Consider the following 18,304-nt stretch of genomic DNA (forward strand, 5'->3'; position numbering starts at 1 on the left):
CGTTTTAGATAGTTCCGCAAACCTTCTCAATCAATTCCGCCGGGAATTGCATCGACTGCATGATGTGTTCGATCATGCTGCATTTACGGCCGGTGTTGGTGTTGGTGATCACCCAATACGGCGTGCCTGGCACATGTTTCGGCTTGGTCTGATTACCATTTTTCAGCAGCGTTTGTTCATCTGCCGCAAAGTAAACGCGTGTACGACCGTGCAACGATTCCGTTGCTTCGGCAAACGCCTGGGCGTCAAGAGAATATAGTGTAGACAACAGCAGCATAAAGCGATTGACCGCTCGCTTTTGCTCTGCGTATTCGTCCGAAAGCAGAAGTTCACGCATTGCGCGAACCTTGTCTTTAATCGTTTTGACCGGCTTCGCTTCGACGATAGCAGGTGACGCAACGCGAACCTCTTTCGTCACCGGAGCAGCAGGCTGTGATGCGGCGGAAAATTTCAACATACGCCGTAAAATGTCGGATGCGCTCTCGCCGATATGCTTAGTGTGGCTGGCAATATAGCTGTAGAGTTCATCATCAACTTCAATCGTTTTCATCTTAATCCAGTGCAGTGTCTTAGCTGAATACAAGTCGCCAGGAGTATATGAATAAATCCCGGCAGCGGATAGCGTCAAGCCTGGCTTGCAGAAAAACTCGGAATAAACCTTATTTGTTGCAGCCCTGTGGCACAATGGTCAACATAATACCCTAACCCGACAACGCGAAAAAAAGAACTTTGCCATGAAATTGAATATCCGCGCGCAAACTGCACAAAACCAGCACAATAATTCTCCCATCGTTCTTGTCCATGGTCTGTTTGGTAGCCTCGACAACCTTGGCGTACTGGCTCGCGATCTGGTAAATGATCACAATATCATCCAGGTTGATATGCGTAACCACGGTCTTTCACCGAGAGATCCGGTGATGAATTACCCGACGATGGCGCAGGATCTTGTTGATACTCTGGATGCACTGCAGATCGACAAAGCAACATTTATCGGTCACTCCATGGGCGGTAAAGCGGTAATGGCACTTACTGCACTGGCCCCCGATCGCATCGATAAACTGGTGGCGATTGACATCGCGCCGGTCGACTATCACGTACGCCGTCATGATGAGATTTTCGCAGCTATCAACGCGGTCAGTGAATCGGACGCACAAACTCGCCAGCAAGCAGCAGCAATAATGCGCCAGCATCTTAATGAAGAAGGGGTGATTCAGTTTCTGTTGAAATCTTTTGTTGACGGGGAGTGGCGCTTTAACGTGCCGGTATTGTGGGATCAGTATCCGCATATTGTGGGTTGGGAGAAAATCCTGGCATGGGATCACCCTGCCCTGTTTATCCCTGGCGGCAATTCTCCGTATGTTAGCGAGCAGTACCGTGATGATTTACTGGAACAATTTCCACAGGCACGGGCGCATGTGATTGCAGGCGCGGGTCACTGGGTCCATGCTGAAAAACCGGATGCGGTATTACGCGCTATCCGTCGCTATCTCAATGATTAACGCAACTGATTAAAAACCCAGCGTCCGCGTCGCTTTCCGCGCGTGGGCGTTGGCGTGACTCATCGCGCTGATGTATTATGGCGCGCTATCCATCCGGGCAGAGGCCTGGCTGATTGTTTCCCCCGAAGTCACCAAGATCATGGCCAAAGAACAAACGGACCGTACGACATTAGATCTGTTCGCGCACGAGCGTCGACCGGGACGACCGAAAACTAATCCGCTTTCGCGCGATGAACAGCTGCGTATTAATAAACGCAACCAACTAAAACGCGACAAAGTACGTGGCCTTAAGCGTGTCGAACTGAAGCTGAACGCGGAAGCTGTCGAGGCGCTGAACGAGCTGGCGGAATCGCGCAATATGAGCCGTAGCGAACTGATCGAAGAGATGTTAATGCAGCAACTGGCGGCGCTGCGTAGTCAGGGCATCGTTTAAATTTCCACTTTCATGTAGCACAGTGTGCAGTCCTGCTCGTTTGCTGATTCCGCAAGACTGCCTGTTCTGCTATGATTGCCTTTATCCGTGGGCAATTTTCCACCCCCATTTCAATAAGTTTCAAGAGGTTATTTCACTCATGGCTATCACTGGCATCTTTTTCGGCAGCGACACCGGTAATACCGAAAATATCGCAAAAATGATTCAAAAACAGCTTGGTAAAGACGTTGCCGATGTCCATGACATTGCAAAAAGCAGCAAAGAAGATCTGGAAGCTTATGACATTCTGCTGCTGGGCATCCCAACCTGGTATTACGGCGAAGCGCAGTGTGACTGGGATGACTTCTTCCCGACTCTCGAAGAGATTGATTTCAATGGCAAACTGGTTGCGCTGTTTGGTTGTGGTGACCAGGAAGATTACGCCGAATATTTCTGCGACGCATTGGGCACCATCCGCGACATCATTGAACCGCGCGGTGCAACCATCGTTGGTCACTGGCCAACTGCGGGCTATCATTTCGAAGCATCAAAAGGTCTGGCAGATGACGACCACTTTGTCGGTCTGGCTATCGACGAAGACCGTCAGCCGGAACTGACCGCTGAACGTGTAGAAAAATGGGTTAAACAGATTTCTGAAGAGTTGCATCTCGACGAAATTCTCAATGCCTGATGTGATGCGGCGTAGACTCATGTCTACGCCGTATTAATAGATAATGCCAATCAAAATAATTGCTACAAATTTGTAACTTTTGCTGTTGTACCTGTACAATGTCCCGGTGTTCAAGTGGCCTTGCCGTTGTAAATGTAAGCTGTGCCACGTTTTTATTAACAATATTTGCCAGGGACTTGTGGTTTTCATTTAGGCGTGGCAATTCTATAATGATACGCATTATCTCAAGAGCAAATTCTGTCACTTCTTCTAATGAAGTGAACCGCTTAGTAACAGGACAGATTCCGCATGACTGATAACAATACCGCCCTAAAGAAAGCTGGCCTGAAAGTAACGCTTCCTCGTTTAAAAATCCTGGAAGTTCTTCAGGAGCCGGACAACCATCACGTCAGTGCGGAAGATTTATACAAACGTCTGATCGATATGGGTGAAGAAATTGGTCTGGCTACGGTATATCGCGTACTGAACCAGTTTGACGACGCTGGTATCGTCACCCGCCACAATTTTGAAGGCGGTAAATCCGTATTTGAACTGACACAGCAACATCACCACGATCACCTGATCTGCCTCGACTGCGGCAAGGTTATCGAATTTAGTGATGATTCCATCGAAGCGCGTCAGCGTGAAATTGCCGCAAAACATGGCATTCGCCTGACTAACCACAGTCTCTATCTTTACGGTCACTGTGCCGAAGGCGATTGCCGCGAAGATGAGCACGCGCACGAAGGCAAATAAGCCAGCCTGAACGAGAAAAGCCAACCTGCGGGTTGGCTTTTTTATGCAAGGGAAATAAGAAAAGCGAGAGTTACAGCTCTCACTTATTTGTTATTACTGCGAATTTCCTGCCAAACTTTATCACAATCGGCTTTCACCGCCTGGTCATTACCGGTTTGCGTTGCGCGCAGACACTGCTGATAATCCAGTACGCGTACACTTTCCTGGTCGGCAAACTGCTGATGTTGTTTTTCTTTCTTCAGCACGTTTAACACGCTCTGGCAGGCTTCAATTTTTTCTGGCGAACCTTGTGCGGTGTTGATACAGGCGCTGTATGCCTCTTTCAGACGACTGTCTTCCTGTGGCGCGGTTGATTGCGCACAAGCTACCAGCCCCGATGCCATCATGGCGATGAGAATCAGTTTTTTCATAGCAAATTCCTCAAACGTGCGGCAGGCACAAAACCTGCCGCGTCGGGCATCAGAAGATGGTGAATGGTGCGATTACCATAAATTTCACGTCACGCTCATCCTGGAAGATGTTACCGTAACCGCCGCCCCAGCTTGGGATGTCAGAGTGGTTGTCGTATTCGGTGAAGTGCAGTTTGAACATCGTGCCTTTGGCGCGGCCGTCCTGAATGGTGTAGACCGCATCCAGGCTGTAGGCAGACTCTTCAATAGTCCGGTTTTTGTCGTAGTACGCATCCGGATTGCTCTGCCAGGTCGCAGGTTTAGCATCCCATGCGTAAACGTAGGAAGCGCCGATGGCGAAGCCTGGAAGATTCCAGTTTTTCAGGTCATACATCGCACCGAAGAAGACCGCTTTTTCGCCGTTGGCGTTGAAGTCGGAACGGTTATCCCACCAGATATCCAGGCGGCCGTTGGAGGAAGCGTAGGTTGGAGTCATACGTTGCAGGAAGTATCCCTGCTGACCGTCAGCCTTAACCCAGGTGCCTTCGAGGCGCAAATCCACTACGTCAGCCGCCCGGTAACCAAAGGTCAACGCTTGCAGCCAGGCGGTGCCGTCATAAAGGTCGTTGACGCTGCGATCGTCAACTTTATCGCGCGTACCATAGAACTGGTAGCTGGTGGTTAACGGGCTACCGGCGATATCAAATTTGTAGCTGGCTTTGGCAAAATATTGATCGATATACCCTTCCGCCTGACCAAATGCCGCTTCCAGTACGAAGTTATTTTTGAAGTCGTATTTCGCCCCAAGGGAGTGCAGATAATCAACTTTGGTGGTTTTATCGTTCTGATAAAACTCATCCATTTCCAGATGCCACGGCGCTTTGTATTCGTTGGTCCACATGTAGGAGAAACTCAACGCACCAGCATCGCCGTAATCAAAATTCGCCCCGGCTTCCGCCCCCTGATAAGTACCTGGCATAAAGCTCCAGTGCGGCGCTAACAGCGTTTGACCAGTTGGCTGAATGTAACCTGCCCTCGCCCAAACCGGACCGTATTTAAATTTGGCCGCAGCTTTATACAGGCTTATACCGCTTTTGTCGCCGGACCAGTCTTCGTCATAGGCTTTATTACTTTTTGAAAACGCGATTTCGTTCGGGTGGGAGCTGTCGCCGTTTTCCGCCATTTCAATCGCCGTAAACGCAGCAATATCAAGGCCGAACATATCAGCAGCATAACCGGACTGAAAATCGAGGTTGGCATTCCAGGTGGAGTGAGAAAGGTTGGTTTTGTATTTGTCGCCGTCGGTAACATCTTTACGGTCGCGTTCACGCTGCCAGTAATATATACCGCCGGTTAAGGTTGAATCGTCGATGAATCCTTCGGCGCGAGCCTCCGGCATTGCCATAAAGCCCGACATTGCTGTAACACCGGCGATAGCCAGCGCCAGCGTACTACGTTTGCCACTAAACGTACGCATGGGTTAATCCTCTTTGACGTATAAATTGCTGCACCAAAGGTGAACAGCGAAAAAATAAAAATTAAAAAAGTAGCGTTGAGAAAAGTCTCGCTGACTACAGGAACAGACTATTTTTCGCGACGCGAATTATCAATCTCTTTCTGTAACCAGAATGTAAGAACATGAGCAACCGCACATATTTTGATGATTTTTGTTACAAGGCTTAAGTTTGCGGTTGAAAGGCTTGCAGAAGAATAAAAGCGTGAATTTCCAGCAAGATGAAAGCGGTTACATTTTATTTAATTATGGTTTGTGATTTTAAATTTATTTTATGGATAAATTGCGAAGCGGAATTAATTCGCGAAGAAAAGCAGAAAAAACGCCGCAGAGTGCGGCGTTTGGGATTGTTTGCTATTTCTTGCCGGATGCGACGTAAATGCCTCACCCGGCCTGGTAGAACTTAAAATTACTCGCCTACTTTCGCCCAGGTATCACGCAGCCCAACGGTGCGGTTAAATACCGGTTTTTCCGCTGTGGAATGGCGGCTGTCGAGGCAGAAGTAACCTTCACGCTCAAACTGGAATGCTTTACCCGCAACCGCATCTTTCAGCGACGGTTCAGCAAAGCCCTGTTTGATCACCAGCGATTCCGGGTTAATCACCGACAGGAAATCATCCGCAGCACCAGGGTTCGGCACGCTGAACAGACGGTCGTACAGACGGATTTCAACCGGCAGCGCATGTGCCGCGCTCACCCAGTGAATAACACCTTTGACTTTACGACCATCTGCCGGATCTTTGCTTAAGGTGTCGGCGTCATAAGTACAGAAGATGGTGGTGATATTGCCTTCGGCATCTTTCTCCACGCGTTCTGCCTTAATGACGTAAGCATTACGCAGACGCACTTCTTTACCCAGCACCAGACGTTTGTACTGCTTGTTAGCTTCTTCGCGGAAATCGGCGCGATCGATCCAAATCTCACCGCTAAACGGCACCTGGCGGCTACCCATTTCCGGTTTGTTCGGATGGTTCGGCATGGTAACCATTTCGCCTTCGCCCTGATAGTTTTCGATAACCAGTTTCACCGGATCGATAACCGCCATTGCGCGCGGCGCATTTTCGTTGAGATCTTCACGGATGCAGGATTCCAGCGATGCCATCTCAATGGTGTTGTCCTGCTTGGTCACGCCGATGCGTTTGCAGAACTCACGAATAGAAGCAGCAGTGTAACCACGACGACGCAGACCGGAAATGGTCGGCATACGCGGGTCATCCCAGCCTTCAACGTGCTTGTCGGTCACCAGCAGGTTCAGCTTACGCTTGGACATCACAGTGTATTCCAGATTCAGGCGCGAGAATTCGTACTGGCGCGGGTGAACAGGAATGGTGATGTTGTCCAGCACCCAGTCGTACAGGCGACGGTTGTCCTGGAACTCAAGCGTACACAGAGAGTGCGTAATACCTTCCAGGGCATCGCTGATGCAGTGGGTGAAGTCGTACATCGGGTAGATGCACCACTTGTTGCCAGTCTGGTGGTGTTCAGCAAATTTAATACGGTACAGCACCGGATCGCGCATCACGATAAACGGTGAAGCCATGTCGATTTTCGCACGCAGGCAGGCTTTACCTTCTTCAAAACCACCGGCACGCATTTTTTCGAACAGCGCCAGGTTCTCTTCAACGCTGCGGTCGCGGTACGGGCTGTTTTTACCCGGTTGCGTCAGGGTGCCGCGGTATTCGCGGATCTGTTCCGGCGTCAGTTCATCAACGTACGCCAGGCCTTTATTGATCAGTTCGATCGCATAGGCGTGGAGCTGATCAAAATAATCGGAGGAGTAACGGACGTTACCAGACCAGTGAAAACCTAACCACTCTACGTCGTTTTTGATCGACTCAACATACTCGATATCTTCTTTTACCGGGTTAGTGTCGTCGAAACGCAGGTTGCACTGGCCTTTATAGTCCTGGGCGATCCCGAAGTTCAGGCAGATAGATTTCGCATGGCCAATATGCAGATAGCCATTCGGCTCCGGCGGGAAACGGGTGTGTACTGTGGTGTGCTTACCACTGGCCAGATCTTCATCGATGATCTGACGGATAAAGTTAGTCGGGCGGGCTTCTGCCTCACTCATCGTGGATTCCTCAAAGCGTAAACAACGTATAACGGCGTATGATCTTATAAGCGGGACAGGCTGACAACTGTTAGTTTTTTAAAATTGATAATCTAACAAGGATTATGGGGATGATTGATGAAAAAAAAAGCGGCAGAGAAGATCTCCACCGCTTGTCATTGTTGGATGCGACGCTCAAGCGTCGCATCAGGCATAAAGCAGATTACTTTTTGATTTCATACAGCGGTGTTTGACCCGCCACAACATGGCCCTGAGCTTTAATGATCAAGCCACTGAAATCGTCGATATTGCTGCAAACCACCGGGCTAATCATCGAGCGGGCGTTAGCGTTCAGGTAATCCAGATCCATTTCCAGAATCGGTTGCCCTGCGCTTACCTGCGCACCCTCTTCCACCAGACGTTTAAAGCCTTTACCTTCCAGCGCTACGGTGTCGATACCCATATGGACGACGATCTCCGCGCCTTTTTCGGTTTCCAGGCAGAACGCGTGGTTGGTGTTGAAGATTTTCACGATTGTCCCTGCGGCTGGTGATACGACGATTTTATCTGTCGGTTTCACCGCCACACCGTCACCCACCGCTTTGCTGGCGAATGCTTCGTCAGGAACCTGATCCAGTGCCACGACATCACCGGTAATCGGCGATACCAGCTCCGCGATAGATACCGCGTTTGGTACAGCCTGCGGTTTTGCTACAGGCGCGGCAGTTGCCGGAGTTGCTTCAGCTGACGCAGCGGCTACCGGACCACGGGCAACGACTTTCTTCATCGCATCGCCGATGGATTCTGCTTTCGCGCCAACAATCACCTGAATAGTCTGTTTGTTCAGTTTCACTACACCAGAAGCACCCAGACGTTTACACATCGTATCGTTGACGCGGGCAGAGTCAGCCACGGTCAGGCGCAGACGGGTGATACAGGCGTCAATTGCTTTCAGGTTGTCAGTGCCGCCAACCGCAGCAATATAGTTGGTCGCCAGTTGATTGAGGCCTTCTTCAGTGTTGCTGTTGGCTTCTTCAGTAACGATCTCGTCTTCTTTATCTTCACGACCCGGCGTTTTCAGGTTGAACATGCGGATAACCAAACTGAACACCACGAAGTAGATAGCGAAGAAGACAACACCCATAACCAGCAGCATCCAGACGTTCTGGCTGGCGGCCGGCAGGTTATACATCAACGCGTAGTCGATAGCCCCCGCAGAGAAAGAGAAGCCAGCATGGATACCCAGCAGTGTTGCCACAAACAGGCTGATACCGGTCAGCAGTGCGTGCAGGAGGTACAGCAGCGGTGCAAGGAACATGAACAGGAATTCCAGCGGCTCAGTCACACCGGTCAGGAACGCAGTAACAGCAACAGAAAGCAGCATCCCGCCAACCATCGGACGACGCTCTTTCGGTGCTGCGAAGTACATCGCCAGCGCCGCACCCGGCAGACCGAACATCATAATCGGGAAGAAGCCGGACATGAACATCCCCGCGGTGCCGTCACCGGCATAGAAGCGGTTGATATCACCGTGGAAAACCGTACCCGCCGCGTTGGTGAATTCACCAATCTGGAACCAGGCGATGGTGTTCAGCACCTGATGCAGACCGGTTGGGATCAGCAGACGGTTGATGAAACCAAAGATACCGGAACCCAGCGCGCCCGCAGAAACGATCCACTCGCCTCCTGCATGGATAGCGTGCTGTACCGGCGGCCAGACGTAACCAAAAATGGCCGCCAGCACCAGGCAGAAGAAGCCGGTGGCAATCGGCACAAAGCGTTTGCCGCCGAAGAAACTCAGGAAGTCCGGCAGTTTAATATCGGACCAACGGTTATAGGCTGCGCCACCAACCAGACCGGTAATGATACCCGCCAGTACACCCATGTTAATTTCTGGGTTGATGGTCACCATCGCTTTGGTTAACACAAAGTAACCTACCGCACCCGCCAGCGCCGCCGCACCTGCGCTGTCTTTCGACCAGCTGGATGCCACACCGATGGCGAAGATTAATGCGAGGTTATCAAAAATCGCACCGCCCGCCTGGGCAATAAACGCAACGTTAAGTAAATCTGGCTGACCGAATCGCAGCAACAGTGCCGCCACCGGCAGCACCGCGATAGGGAGCTGTAACGCCCTACCGAGTCGCTGGAAAAAACCTAAAATATTCATCTTATTCCCCCTACGAGAACCCTATTTGGCTCGTTTAAAGCCGTATTTTTATTTTGCTGCAAATTGTACTGCCGATGTTCTGTAATCAGATTGTTAGATCATCTGCTACAGAGTGTGTGAAAATTTAATTCGTATCGCAAATTAAACGCGTGTCTTTTGTGAGTTTTGTCACCAAATATCGTTATCATCACTCCCTTTTACTGGCTAAAGCAGAAAACTTATTTTATCATTCAAAAAATCAGGTCGGATTGACGCCTGTCTGCGCAAATCCAGGTTACGCTTAAAGATGCCTAATCCGCCAACGGCTTACATTTTACTTATTGAGGTGAATAATGAGACTGATCCCCCTGACTACCGCTGAACAGGTCGGCAAATGGGCTGCTCGCCATATCGTCAATCGTATCAATGCGTTCAAACCGACTGCCGATCGTCCGTTTGTTCTGGGCCTGCCGACTGGCGGCACGCCGATGACCACCTATAAAGCGTTAGTTGAAATGCATAAAGCAGGCCAGGTCAGCTTTAAGCACGTTGTCACCTTCAACATGGACGAATATGTCGGTCTGCCGAAAGAGCATCCGGAAAGCTACTACAGCTTTATGCACCGTAATTTCTTCGATCACGTTGATATTCCAGCAGAAAACATCAACCTTCTCAACGGCAACGCCCCGGATATCGACGCCGAATGCCGCCAGTATGAAGAAAAAATCCGTTCTTACGGAAAAATTCATCTGTTTATGGGCGGTGTAGGTAACGACGGTCATATTGCATTTAACGAACCGGCGTCTTCTCTGGCTTCTCGTACTCGTATCAAAACCTTGACTCATGACACTCGCGTCGCGAACTCTCGTTTCTTTGATAACGATGTCAATCAGGTGCCAAAATATGCCCTGACTGTCGGTGTTGGTACATTGCTGGATGCCGAAGAAGTGATGATTCTGGTGCTGGGTAGCCAGAAAGCACTGGCACTGCAGGCTGCAGTTGAAGGTTGCGTGAACCACATGTGGACCATCAGCTGTCTGCAACTGCATCCAAAAGCGATCATGGTGTGCGATGAACCTTCCACCATGGAGCTGAAAGTTAAGACTTTAAGATATTTCAATGAATTAGAAGCAGAAAATATCAAAGGTCTGTAATTGTTATCCCTGCCCTGGCTCCTTGCTCAGGGCAATATTTTTTAAAATCGGGGGTCAGAATGTATGCATTAACCCAGGGCCGGATCTTTACCGGCCACGAATTTCTTGATGACCACGCGGTTGTTATCGCTGATGGCCTGATTAAAAGCGTCTGTCCGGTAGCGGAACTGCCGCCAGAGATCGAACAACGTTCACTGAACGGGGCCATTCTCTCCCCCGGTTTTATCGATGTGCAGTTAAACGGCTGCGGCGGCGTACAGTTTAACGACACCGCTGAAGCGGTCAGCGTGGAAACGCTGGAAATCATGCAGAAAGCCAATGAGAAATCAGGCTGTACTAACTATCTGCCGACGCTTATCACCACCAGCGATGAGCTGATGAAACAGGGCGTGCGCGTTATGCGCGAGTACCTGGCAAGACATCCGAATCAGGCGTTAGGTCTGCATCTGGAAGGTCCGTGGCTGAATCTGGTAAAAAAAGGCACCCATAATCCGAATTTTGTGCGTAAGCCTGATGCCGCGCTGGTCGATTTCCTGTGTGAAAACGCCGACGTCATTACCAAAGTGACCCTGGCACCGGAAATGGTTCCTGCGGAAGTCATCAGCAAACTGGCAAATGCCGGGATTGTGGTTTCTGCCGGTCACTCCAACGCGACGTTGAAAGAAGCAAAAGCCGGTTTCCGCGCGGGGATTACCTTTGCCACCCATCTGTACAACGCGATGCCGTATATTACCGGTCGTGAACCGGGCCTGGCGGGCGCGATCCTCGACGAAGCTGACATTTATTGCGGTATTATCGCTGATGGCCTGCATGTTGATTACGCCAACATTCGTAACGCTAAACGCCTTAAAGGCGACAAACTGTGTCTGGTTACCGACGCCACCGCGCCAGCAGGTGCCAACATTGAACAGTTCATTTTTGCGGGTAAAACAATATACTACCGTAACGGACTTTGTGTGGATGAGAACGGTACGTTAAGCGGTTCATCCTTAACCATGATTGAAGGCGTGCGTAATCTGGTCGAACATTGCGGTATCGCACTGGATGAAGTGCTGCGTATGGCGACGCTCTATCCGGCGCGTGCGATTGGCGTTGAAAAACGTCTCGGCACGCTCGCCGCAGGTAAAGTAGCCAACCTGACCGCATTCACACCTGATTTTAAAATCACCAAGACCATCGTTAACGGTAACGAGGTCGTAACTCAATAAGAGAAAGTATGACACCAGGCGGACAAGCTCAGATAGGTAATGTTGATCTCGTAAAACAGCTTAACAGCGCGGCGGTTTATCGCCTGATTGACCAGTACGGGCCAATCTCGCGGATTCAGATTGCCGAGCAAAGCCAGCTTGCCCCCGCCAGCGTAACCAAAATTACGCGTCAGCTTATCGAACGCGGGCTGATCAAAGAAGTTGATCAGCAGGCCTCCACCGGGGGCCGCCGCGCTATCTCCATCGTCACCGAAACCCGCAATTTCCACGCAATCGGCGTACGGCTTGGTCGTCACGACGCCACCATCACCCTGTTTGATCTCAGCAGCAAAGTGCTGGCAGAAGAACATTACCCGCTGCCGGAACGTACCCAGCAAACGCTGGAACATGCCCTGTTGAATGCCATTGCTCAGTTTATTGATAGCTACCAGCGCAAACTGCGCGAGCTGATCGCGATTTCGGTGATCCTGCCAGGGCTTGTTGACCCGGACAGCGGCAAAATTCATTACATGCCGCATATTCAGGTAGAAAACTGGGGGCTGGTAGAAGCTCTGGAAGAACGTTTTAAAGTGACCTGTTTCGTTGGTCACGATATCCGTAGTCTGGCGCTGGCGGAGCACTACTTCGGTGCAAGTCAGGATTGCGAAGACTCCATTTTAGTGCGTGTCCATCGCGGAACCGGGGCCGGAATCATCTCTAACGGGCGCATTTTTATTGGCCGCAACGGCAACGTCGGTGAAATTGGCCATATTCAGGTCGAACCGCTGGGTGAACGCTGCCACTGCGGCAACTTTGGCTGCCTGGAAACTATCGCCGCCAACGCTGCCATTGAACAACGGGTGTTGAATCTGTTAAAGCAGGGCTACCAGAGCCGCGTGCCGCTGGACGACTGCACCATCAAAACTATCTGCAAAGCCGCGAACAAAGGCGATAGTCTGGCGTCGGAAGTAATTGAGTATGTCGGTCGTCATCTGGGTAAAACCATCGCCATTGCTATCAACTTATTTAATCCGCAAAAAATTGTTATTGCCGGTGAAATCACCGAAGCCGATAAAGTGCTGCTCCCTGCTATTGAAAGCTGCATTAATACCCAGGCGCTGAAGGCGTTTCGCACTAATCTGCCGGTGGTACGTTCTGAGCTGGATCACCGCTCGGCAATCGGCGCTTTTGCGCTGGTAAAACGCGCCATGCTCAACGGTATTTTGCTCCAGCATTTGCTGGAAAATTAATGTGCTTTTATAGTGGCGCTTATTGTTGTCAATATTCTGGGTAGTCCATGACCATTAAAAATGTAATTTGCGATATCGACGGCGTGCTGATGCACGATAACGTCGCCGTACCGGGTGCAGCGGAATTTTTGCACGGGATTATGGATAAAGGCTTGCCGCTGGTGTTGCTGACCAACTATCCTTCGCAGACTGGGCAAGATCTGGCGAACCGCTTTGCCACCGCAGGTGTCGATGTACCTGACAGCGTGTTTTATACCTCTGCGATGGCGACTGCCGATTTCCTGCGTCGCCAGGAAGGCAAGAAAGCGTATGTGGTGGGCGAAGGCGCACTGATTCATGAACTGTACAAAGCCGGTTTCACTATTACCGATGTGAACCCTGATTTCGTGATTGTTGGCGAAACGCGTTCCTACAACTGGGACATGATGCATAAAGCAGCCTATTTCGTCGCTAACGGTGCACGTTTTATCGCCACCAATCCGGACACCCACGGGCGCGGTTTTTATCCCGCTTGTGGCGCGTTGTGTGCAGGGATTGAGAAAATCTCCGGGCGCAAACCGTTCTATGTTGGTAAGCCCAGCCCGTGGATCATCCGCGCGGCATTAAACAAAATGCAGGCGCATTCGGAAGAAACGGTGATTGTCGGCGATAACCTGCGTACCGATATTCTGGCGGGCTTCCAGGCAGGTCTGGAGACGATTCTGGTGCTTTCTGGTGTTTCGTCGCTCGACGATATCGACAGTATGCCGTTCCGCCCAAGTTGGATTTACCCATCGGTCGCTGAAATCGACGTTATCTGAATAGCAACCACGTCTGCGGACGTGGTTTCTTATTTTTACCCATCATTAAAATCATCCCATTCAATAAAACCCGTCAAAAATTATCGATCCATCAATAAATACGCCACCACACCCTATCCTTTTTCACAAATCAGCAATCACCATTACGTTTTTTATTTTTTCACCGCCAAATCGCTTGCGCACAGTGCTGCTTTGCGGCATTTTTTTAAACAAGCAAACACAACAAGCAACAAATACCAGGTTAACGGAGAAGGTTATGTGTTCAATTTTTGGCGTATTCGATATCAAAACAGACGCAGTTGAGCTGCGTAAGAAAGCACTCGAGCTGTCACGCCTGATGCGTCATCGTGGCCCGGACTGGTCCGGTATTTATGCCAGCGATAACGCCATTCTCGCCCACGAACGTCTGTCAATTGTTGACGTTAACGCGGGGGCGCAACCTCTCTACAACCAACAAAAAACTCATGTGCTGGCGGTAAACGGTGAAATCTACAACCACCAGGCACTGCGCGCCGAATATGGCGATCGTTATCAGTTCCAGACCGGATCTGACTGCGAAGTGATCCTCGCGCTGTATCAGGAAAAAGGGCCGGAATTTCTCGACGACTTGCAGGGCATGTTTGCCTTTGCCCTGTACGACAGCGAAAAAGATGCATATCTGATTGGTCGCGACCATCTGGGGATCATCCCACTGTATATGGGCTATGACGAGCACGGTCAGCTGTATGTGGCCTCAGAAATGAAATCGCTGGTGCCAGTTTGCCGCACGATTAAAGAGTTCCCGGCGGGGAGCTATTTGTGGAGCCAGGACGGCGAAATCCGTTCTTATTATCATCGCGACTGGTTCGACTTTGATGCAGTGAAAGATAACGTGACCGACAAAAACGAGCTGCGTCAGGCTCTGGAAGATTCCGTTAAAAGCCATCTGATGTCTGATGTGCCTTACGGTGTGCTGCTTTCTGGTGGTCTGGATTCCTCAATTATTTCCGCTATCACCAAGAAATACGCAGCCCGTCGCGTGGAAGATCAGGAACGCTCTGAAGCCTGGTGGCCGCAGTTACACTCCTTTGCTGTAGGTCTGCCGGGTTCACCGGATCTTAAAGCAGCCCAGGAAGTGGCAAACCATCTGGGCACGGTGCATCACGAAATTCACTTCACTGTACAGGAAGGTCTGGATGCCATCCGCGACGTGATTTACCACATCGAAACTTATGATGTGACCACTATTCGCGCTTCAACACCGATGTATTTAATGTCGCGTAAGATCAAGGCGATGGGCATTAAAATGGTGCTGTCCGGTGAAGGTTCTGATGAAGTGTTTGGCGGTTATCTTTACTTCCATAAAGCGCCCAACGCTAAAGAACTGCATGAAGAGACGGTGCGTAAACTGCTGGCCCTGCATATGTATGACTGCGCGCGCGCCAACAAAGCGATGTCCGCCTGGGGCGTGGAAGCGCGCGTTCCGTTCCTCGACAAAAAATTCCTTGATGTGGCGATGCGTATTAACCCACAGGATAAAATGTGCGGTAACGGCAAAATGGAAAAACACATCCTGCGTGAATGTTTTGAGTCATACCTGCCTGCAAGCGTGGCCTGGCGGCAGAAAGAGCAGTTCTCCGATGGCGTCGGTTACAGTTGGATCGACACCCTGAAAGAAGTGGCGGCGCAGCAGGTTTCTGATCAACAGCTGGAAACTGCCCGCTTCCGCTTCCCGTACAACACGCCGACGTCCAAAGAAGCGTATCTGTACCGGGAGATCTTTGAAGAACTGTTCCCACTTCCGAGCGCCGCTGAGTGCGTACCGGGCGGTCCTTCCGTCGCGTGTTCTTCCGCTAAAGCGATTGAGTGGGATGAGGCGTTCAAGAAAATGGACGATCCGTCTGGTCGTGCGGTTGGCGTTCACCAGTCGGCGTATAAGTAAGAAATGCGAAACAGCCCCGGTGAAATCCGGGGCTGTTTCAGTTATTGAGGTGCTTGTTAATTCTGATATGCAGTAAGGAAATGTTCCGGGTTTGCCACATCACTGTTTGACAACTCATCACTGTAGGCCAGTATTTCATAGATTAATTTCCCACCACTATTGTTGAATTCCGAATTTCATCCTGTACGACAAAAGAATGGCTGTAGGGTGGGGAAAAAACACAAAGTAAACAATAATTGACGAATATAGCGCCACGCTGTTCGCAACCTAACCAAACAGTCACTTTCGAGCAATTTTCCTTGAAAAAGAGGTTGACGCTGCAAGGCTCTATACGCATAATGCGCCCCGCAACGCCGATAAGGTATCGCGAAAAAAAAGATGGCTACGTAGCTCAGTTGGTTAGAGCACATCACTCATAATGATGGGGTCACAGGTTCGAATCCCGTCGTAGCCACCATCTTTTTTGCGGGAGTGGCGAAATTGGTAGACGCACCAGATTTAGGTTCTGGCGCCGCAAGGTGTGCGAGTTCAAGTCTCGCCTCCCGCACCATTCACCAGAAAGCGTTGTACGGATGGGGTATCGCCAAGCGGTAAGGCACCGGTTTTTGATACCGGCATTCCCTGGTTCGAATCCAGGTACCCCAGCCATCTTCTTCGAGTAAGCGGTTCACCGCCCGGTTATTGGGGTATCGCCAAGCGGTAAGGCACCGGTTTTTGATACCGGCATTCCCTGGTTCGAATCCAGGTACCCCAGCCATCGAAGAAACAATCTGGCTACGTAGCTCAGTTGGTTAGAGCACATCACTCATAATGATGGGGTCACAGGTTCGAATCCCGTCGTAGCCACCAAATTCTGAATGTGTCGAATACGTTCGGCAAATTCAAAAACCAATTTGTTGGGGTATCGCCAAGCGGTAAGGCACCGGATTCTGATTCCGGCATTCCGAGGTTCGAATCCTCGTACCCCAGCCAATTTATTCAAGACGCTTACATCGTAAGTGCGCCCAGTTGGGGTATCGCCAAGCGGTAAGGCACCGGATTCTGATTCCGGCATTCCGAGGTTCGAATCCTCGTACCCCAGCCACATTAAAAAAGCTCGCTTCGGCGAGCTTTTTGCTTTTCTGCGTTCATTCAATGTCGAATGCGATGTTGACACGTCTTATCCTTCAATGTCGGATGCGACGCTGCCGCGTCTTATCCGACCTACGGTTGGCACGCATCCGGCAATGTTGTAAGGCTACAACCCTAACGCATATTTCAGCGCCTGACGTTTCAACACGCCAGCACGCTCTGCCGCCATTAACCCGAGATTACGCACAAAACGCAGCGGCGGCAGATTATTACTGAATCCGGCATAAAACAGATCCATACCACTTTGCATAATGAAGTTATCCGCCATGCGCCGCATCTGGTAACGCTTGAGGACAGGATAACTGGCCCACGCTTCACCGTAGCTGCGGGCATTCACCAGAACATCAATCAGGGCATCGACATCACGATAACCAAGATTCACCCCCTGCCCCGCCAGCGGATGGATGGTATGCGCGGCATCGCCCACCAGCGCAAGCCCCGGCTGCACATACTGCAACGCATGTCGGCGCGTCAGCGGAAACGCACCAGCGGCAAGCGGTGTAACGTAACCCAGACGCGACGGGAAATGCTTCGCGATTTCCGCCTGGAGTTGCGCCATATTCATATTCTGCAACTGGCGAATACGTACCGGAGAGTCATACCACACCAGCGATGCCCAGTTATCAAACAACGGCAGAAACGCACGCGGTCCGTCCGGGGTAAATTGCTGCCAGGTGCTGTCGCCGGGATCGTTCTCACACTGTACGCTAATCAACATACACGACTGCGCATACTGCCAGGCATGAACGCCAATTCCCGCCATCTGCCGCACCTGCGAATTTGCGCCGTCAGCACCAATCACCAGCTTCGCGCGAATCACTTCACCGCCCTTCAGTTCCAGCTCCTGAAGATCATTATCTCGATGTAATGCAATCAGCGAGCCTGGCACACGTAACGTTACTTTCGGATGAGCTTCCAGCGCCTGCCACAATGCCTGTTGCAGGACGGTGTTTTCCACCATATAGCCAAGCAGCGGCAGCTTAAGTTCAGCGGCGTCAAACATCACATGCGCCGTTTCCCACTCCCACGTTTCCAGTCTGCGGTAAGGATGGCAACGCATAGCCTGTACTGCATCCCAGACCCCTAACCCTTTAAGCAATGATACCGATGCGGCGCTGATCGCCGAGATCCGCACGTCCGGTTGGCTATCAGCGACAAACGGTGCAGGTTCTGCGTGCTCGATCACCGTTACCGAAAATCCGTGCTGTGCCAGCCCCAGCGCCAGTGCGCCGCCGACCATTCCTCCGCCGACAATGGCAATTTCCGTTGGTTGATTTGTCATGGTCAATCATCCTGTTAGCAATATGCTTTAAGTTTACAGGATTTTTACCCCTAAGGGCTGATAACGCTCATACTGGTCACAACGGCAGCAAAGCATTACACTATGCGCCCTGCATTCCTGGCTACTATTTCGCAAGAG

17 protein-coding genes and 7 tRNA genes are annotated in these 18,304 nt (G+C 50.8%); 18 read left to right on the forward strand and 6 right to left on the reverse strand.

What is annotated here, in order from left to right; all coding sequences use genetic code 11:
- Window positions 1-4: 4 nt before the first annotated feature.
- Window positions 5-550 carry a replication initiation negative regulator SeqA gene (seqA, locus tag HGD79_RS08260; RefSeq protein ID WP_000848387.1) on the reverse strand — a complete coding sequence of 182 codons (546 nt, stop codon included), beginning with the start codon at window positions 548-550 and terminating at the stop codon, window positions 5-7.
- A 184-nt stretch (window positions 551-734) separates the two neighbouring features.
- Between seqA and ybfF the strand changes: the two genes are divergently transcribed.
- The 5 genes from ybfF to fur all read left to right on the forward strand — a co-directional run bounded on the left by ybfF (window position 735) and on the right by fur (window position 3,337).
- Complete coding sequence (ybfF, locus tag HGD79_RS08265) at window positions 735-1,499, forward strand: esterase (protein WP_021534187.1); 765 nt, start codon at window positions 735-737, stop codon at window positions 1,497-1,499.
- Window positions 1,500-1,638: 139 nt separating this feature from the next.
- Window positions 1,639-1,932 (forward strand): LexA regulated protein, encoded by a 294-nt coding sequence (gene ybfE, locus HGD79_RS08270; protein WP_001300829.1) that lies wholly within the window; start codon window positions 1,639-1,641, stop codon window positions 1,930-1,932.
- Window positions 1,933-2,071: 139 nt separating this feature from the next.
- Window positions 2,072-2,602: a flavodoxin FldA gene (gene fldA, locus HGD79_RS08275; protein WP_001018618.1), complete on the forward strand. Its 531-nt coding sequence runs from the start codon at window positions 2,072-2,074 to the stop codon at window positions 2,600-2,602.
- Window positions 2,603-2,811: 209 nt separating this feature from the next.
- A complete protein-coding gene (gene uof, locus HGD79_RS08280) occupies window positions 2,812-2,898 on the forward strand; it encodes a fur leader peptide (RefSeq protein ID WP_001406816.1) in 87 nt (28 codons plus the stop codon).
- On the forward strand, window positions 2,891-3,337 hold the full coding sequence (fur, locus tag HGD79_RS08285) for a ferric iron uptake transcriptional regulator (RefSeq protein ID WP_000131702.1): 447 nt from the start codon (window positions 2,891-2,893) through the stop codon (window positions 3,335-3,337). Before uof ends, fur begins: the two co-directional genes overlap by 8 nt.
- 83 nt (window positions 3,338-3,420) lie before the next feature.
- Here fur and chiQ read toward each other — a convergent pair whose 3' ends face one another.
- From chiQ to glnS, 3 genes are all read right to left on the reverse strand, one after another.
- Window positions 3,421-3,747, reverse strand: a complete 327-nt coding sequence (gene chiQ / locus HGD79_RS08290) for a ChiQ/YbfN family lipoprotein (RefSeq protein ID WP_000733592.1) — start codon at window positions 3,745-3,747, stop codon at window positions 3,421-3,423.
- Window positions 3,748-3,796: 49 nt separating this feature from the next.
- Window positions 3,797-5,203, reverse strand: a complete 1,407-nt coding sequence (gene chiP, locus HGD79_RS08295; protein ID WP_001258839.1) for a chitoporin — start codon at window positions 5,201-5,203, stop codon at window positions 3,797-3,799.
- Window positions 5,204-5,648: 445 nt separating this feature from the next.
- Window positions 5,649-7,313 (reverse strand): glutamine--tRNA ligase, encoded by a 1,665-nt coding sequence (gene glnS / locus HGD79_RS08300; protein ID WP_001287154.1) that lies wholly within the window; start codon window positions 7,311-7,313, stop codon window positions 5,649-5,651.
- 110 nt (window positions 7,314-7,423) lie between these two features.
- Between glnS and HGD79_RS26845 the strand changes: the two genes are divergently transcribed.
- A complete protein-coding gene (locus HGD79_RS26845; protein WP_001297734.1) occupies window positions 7,424-7,546 on the forward strand; it encodes a hypothetical protein in 123 nt (40 codons plus the stop codon).
- Here HGD79_RS26845 and nagE read toward each other — a convergent pair.
- A complete protein-coding gene (nagE, locus tag HGD79_RS08305) occupies window positions 7,516-9,462 on the reverse strand; it encodes a PTS N-acetyl glucosamine transporter subunit IIABC (RefSeq protein WP_001023104.1) in 1,947 nt (648 codons plus the stop codon). The two genes, HGD79_RS26845 and nagE, sit on opposite strands and share 31 nt — an antisense overlap.
- Window positions 9,463-9,794: 332 nt before the next feature.
- On the opposite strand from nagE, the gene nagB reads away from it, so the two are divergent.
- The 12 genes from nagB (at window position 9,795) to HGD79_RS08365 (ending at window position 16,837) form a co-directional block, all read left to right on the forward strand.
- Entirely contained in the window at window positions 9,795-10,595 is an 801-nt protein-coding gene (gene nagB / locus HGD79_RS08310) for a glucosamine-6-phosphate deaminase (RefSeq protein WP_001237072.1), read from the forward strand.
- A gap of 59 nt (window positions 10,596-10,654) precedes the next feature.
- Window positions 10,655-11,803: an N-acetylglucosamine-6-phosphate deacetylase gene (nagA, locus tag HGD79_RS08315; protein ID WP_000271168.1), complete on the forward strand. Its 1,149-nt coding sequence runs from the start codon at window positions 10,655-10,657 to the stop codon at window positions 11,801-11,803.
- A gap of 8 nt (window positions 11,804-11,811) precedes the next feature.
- Window positions 11,812-13,032: a DNA-binding transcriptional regulator NagC gene (nagC, locus tag HGD79_RS08320; RefSeq protein ID WP_000187594.1), complete on the forward strand. Its 1,221-nt coding sequence runs from the start codon at window positions 11,812-11,814 to the stop codon at window positions 13,030-13,032.
- A gap of 47 nt (window positions 13,033-13,079) precedes the next feature.
- Window positions 13,080-13,832 carry a ribonucleotide monophosphatase NagD gene (gene nagD, locus HGD79_RS08325; protein ID WP_000153129.1) on the forward strand — a complete coding sequence of 251 codons (753 nt, stop codon included), beginning with the start codon at window positions 13,080-13,082 and terminating at the stop codon, window positions 13,830-13,832.
- Between the two features lie 256 nt (window positions 13,833-14,088).
- Entirely contained in the window at window positions 14,089-15,753 is a 1,665-nt protein-coding gene (gene asnB, locus HGD79_RS08330; protein ID WP_000337088.1) for an asparagine synthase B, read from the forward strand.
- Window positions 15,754-16,133: 380 nt separating this feature from the next.
- Window positions 16,134-16,210, forward strand: a tRNA-Met gene (locus HGD79_RS08335).
- Window positions 16,211-16,218: 8 nt separating this feature from the next.
- Window positions 16,219-16,303 (forward strand) — tRNA-Leu (locus tag HGD79_RS08340).
- A gap of 23 nt (window positions 16,304-16,326) precedes the next feature.
- A tRNA-Gln gene (locus HGD79_RS08345) sits at window positions 16,327-16,401 on the forward strand.
- A gap of 34 nt (window positions 16,402-16,435) precedes the next feature.
- Window positions 16,436-16,510: transfer RNA gene (locus tag HGD79_RS08350), tRNA-Gln, on the forward strand.
- Between the two features lie 15 nt (window positions 16,511-16,525).
- Window positions 16,526-16,602, forward strand: a tRNA-Met gene (locus HGD79_RS08355).
- A 48-nt stretch (window positions 16,603-16,650) separates the two neighbouring features.
- Window positions 16,651-16,725: transfer RNA gene (locus HGD79_RS08360), tRNA-Gln, on the forward strand.
- Window positions 16,726-16,762: 37 nt separating this feature from the next.
- Window positions 16,763-16,837, forward strand: a tRNA-Gln gene (locus tag HGD79_RS08365).
- Window positions 16,838-16,990: 153 nt separating this feature from the next.
- Here HGD79_RS08365 and ubiF read toward each other — a convergent pair.
- Complete coding sequence (ubiF, locus tag HGD79_RS08370; protein WP_000184573.1) at window positions 16,991-18,166, reverse strand: 3-demethoxyubiquinol 3-hydroxylase; 1,176 nt, start codon at window positions 18,164-18,166, stop codon at window positions 16,991-16,993.
- Window positions 18,167-18,304 lie beyond the last annotated feature (138 nt).

It is taken from the genome of Escherichia sp. SCLE84, from assembly GCF_012584495.1.
GTDB lineage: Bacteria > Pseudomonadota > Gammaproteobacteria > Enterobacterales > Enterobacteriaceae > ECMA0423.

Bases quoted from the DNA above. Each gene is read 5' to 3' on its own strand.
- seqA (WP_000848387.1), bottom strand. From the start codon at position 550: ATGAAAACGATTGAAGTTGATGATGAACTCTACAGCTATATTGCCAGC.
- ybfF (WP_021534187.1), top strand. From the start codon at position 735: ATGAAATTGAATATCCGCGCGCAAACTGCACAAAACCAGCACAATAAT.
- ybfE (WP_001300829.1), top strand. From the start codon at position 1,639: ATGGCCAAAGAACAAACGGACCGTACGACATTAGATCTGTTCGCGCAC.
- fldA (WP_001018618.1), top strand. From the start codon at position 2,072: ATGGCTATCACTGGCATCTTTTTCGGCAGCGACACCGGTAATACCGAA.
- uof (WP_001406816.1), top strand. From the start codon at position 2,812: ATGATACGCATTATCTCAAGAGCAAATTCTGTCACTTCTTCTAATGAA.
- fur (WP_000131702.1), top strand. From the start codon at position 2,891: ATGACTGATAACAATACCGCCCTAAAGAAAGCTGGCCTGAAAGTAACG.
- chiQ (WP_000733592.1), bottom strand. From the start codon at position 3,747: ATGAAAAAACTGATTCTCATCGCCATGATGGCATCGGGGCTGGTAGCT.
- chiP (WP_001258839.1), bottom strand. From the start codon at position 5,203: ATGCGTACGTTTAGTGGCAAACGTAGTACGCTGGCGCTGGCTATCGCC.
- glnS (WP_001287154.1), bottom strand. From the start codon at position 7,313: ATGAGTGAGGCAGAAGCCCGCCCGACTAACTTTATCCGTCAGATCATC.
- HGD79_RS26845 (WP_001297734.1), top strand. From the start codon at position 7,424: ATGATTGATGAAAAAAAAAGCGGCAGAGAAGATCTCCACCGCTTGTCA.
- nagE (WP_001023104.1), bottom strand. From the start codon at position 9,462: ATGAATATTTTAGGTTTTTTCCAGCGACTCGGTAGGGCGTTACAGCTC.
- nagB (WP_001237072.1), top strand. From the start codon at position 9,795: ATGAGACTGATCCCCCTGACTACCGCTGAACAGGTCGGCAAATGGGCT.
- nagA (WP_000271168.1), top strand. From the start codon at position 10,655: ATGTATGCATTAACCCAGGGCCGGATCTTTACCGGCCACGAATTTCTT.
- nagC (WP_000187594.1), top strand. From the start codon at position 11,812: ATGACACCAGGCGGACAAGCTCAGATAGGTAATGTTGATCTCGTAAAA.
- nagD (WP_000153129.1), top strand. From the start codon at position 13,080: ATGACCATTAAAAATGTAATTTGCGATATCGACGGCGTGCTGATGCAC.
- asnB (WP_000337088.1), top strand. From the start codon at position 14,089: ATGTGTTCAATTTTTGGCGTATTCGATATCAAAACAGACGCAGTTGAG.
- ubiF (WP_000184573.1), bottom strand. From the start codon at position 18,166: ATGACAAATCAACCAACGGAAATTGCCATTGTCGGCGGAGGAATGGTC.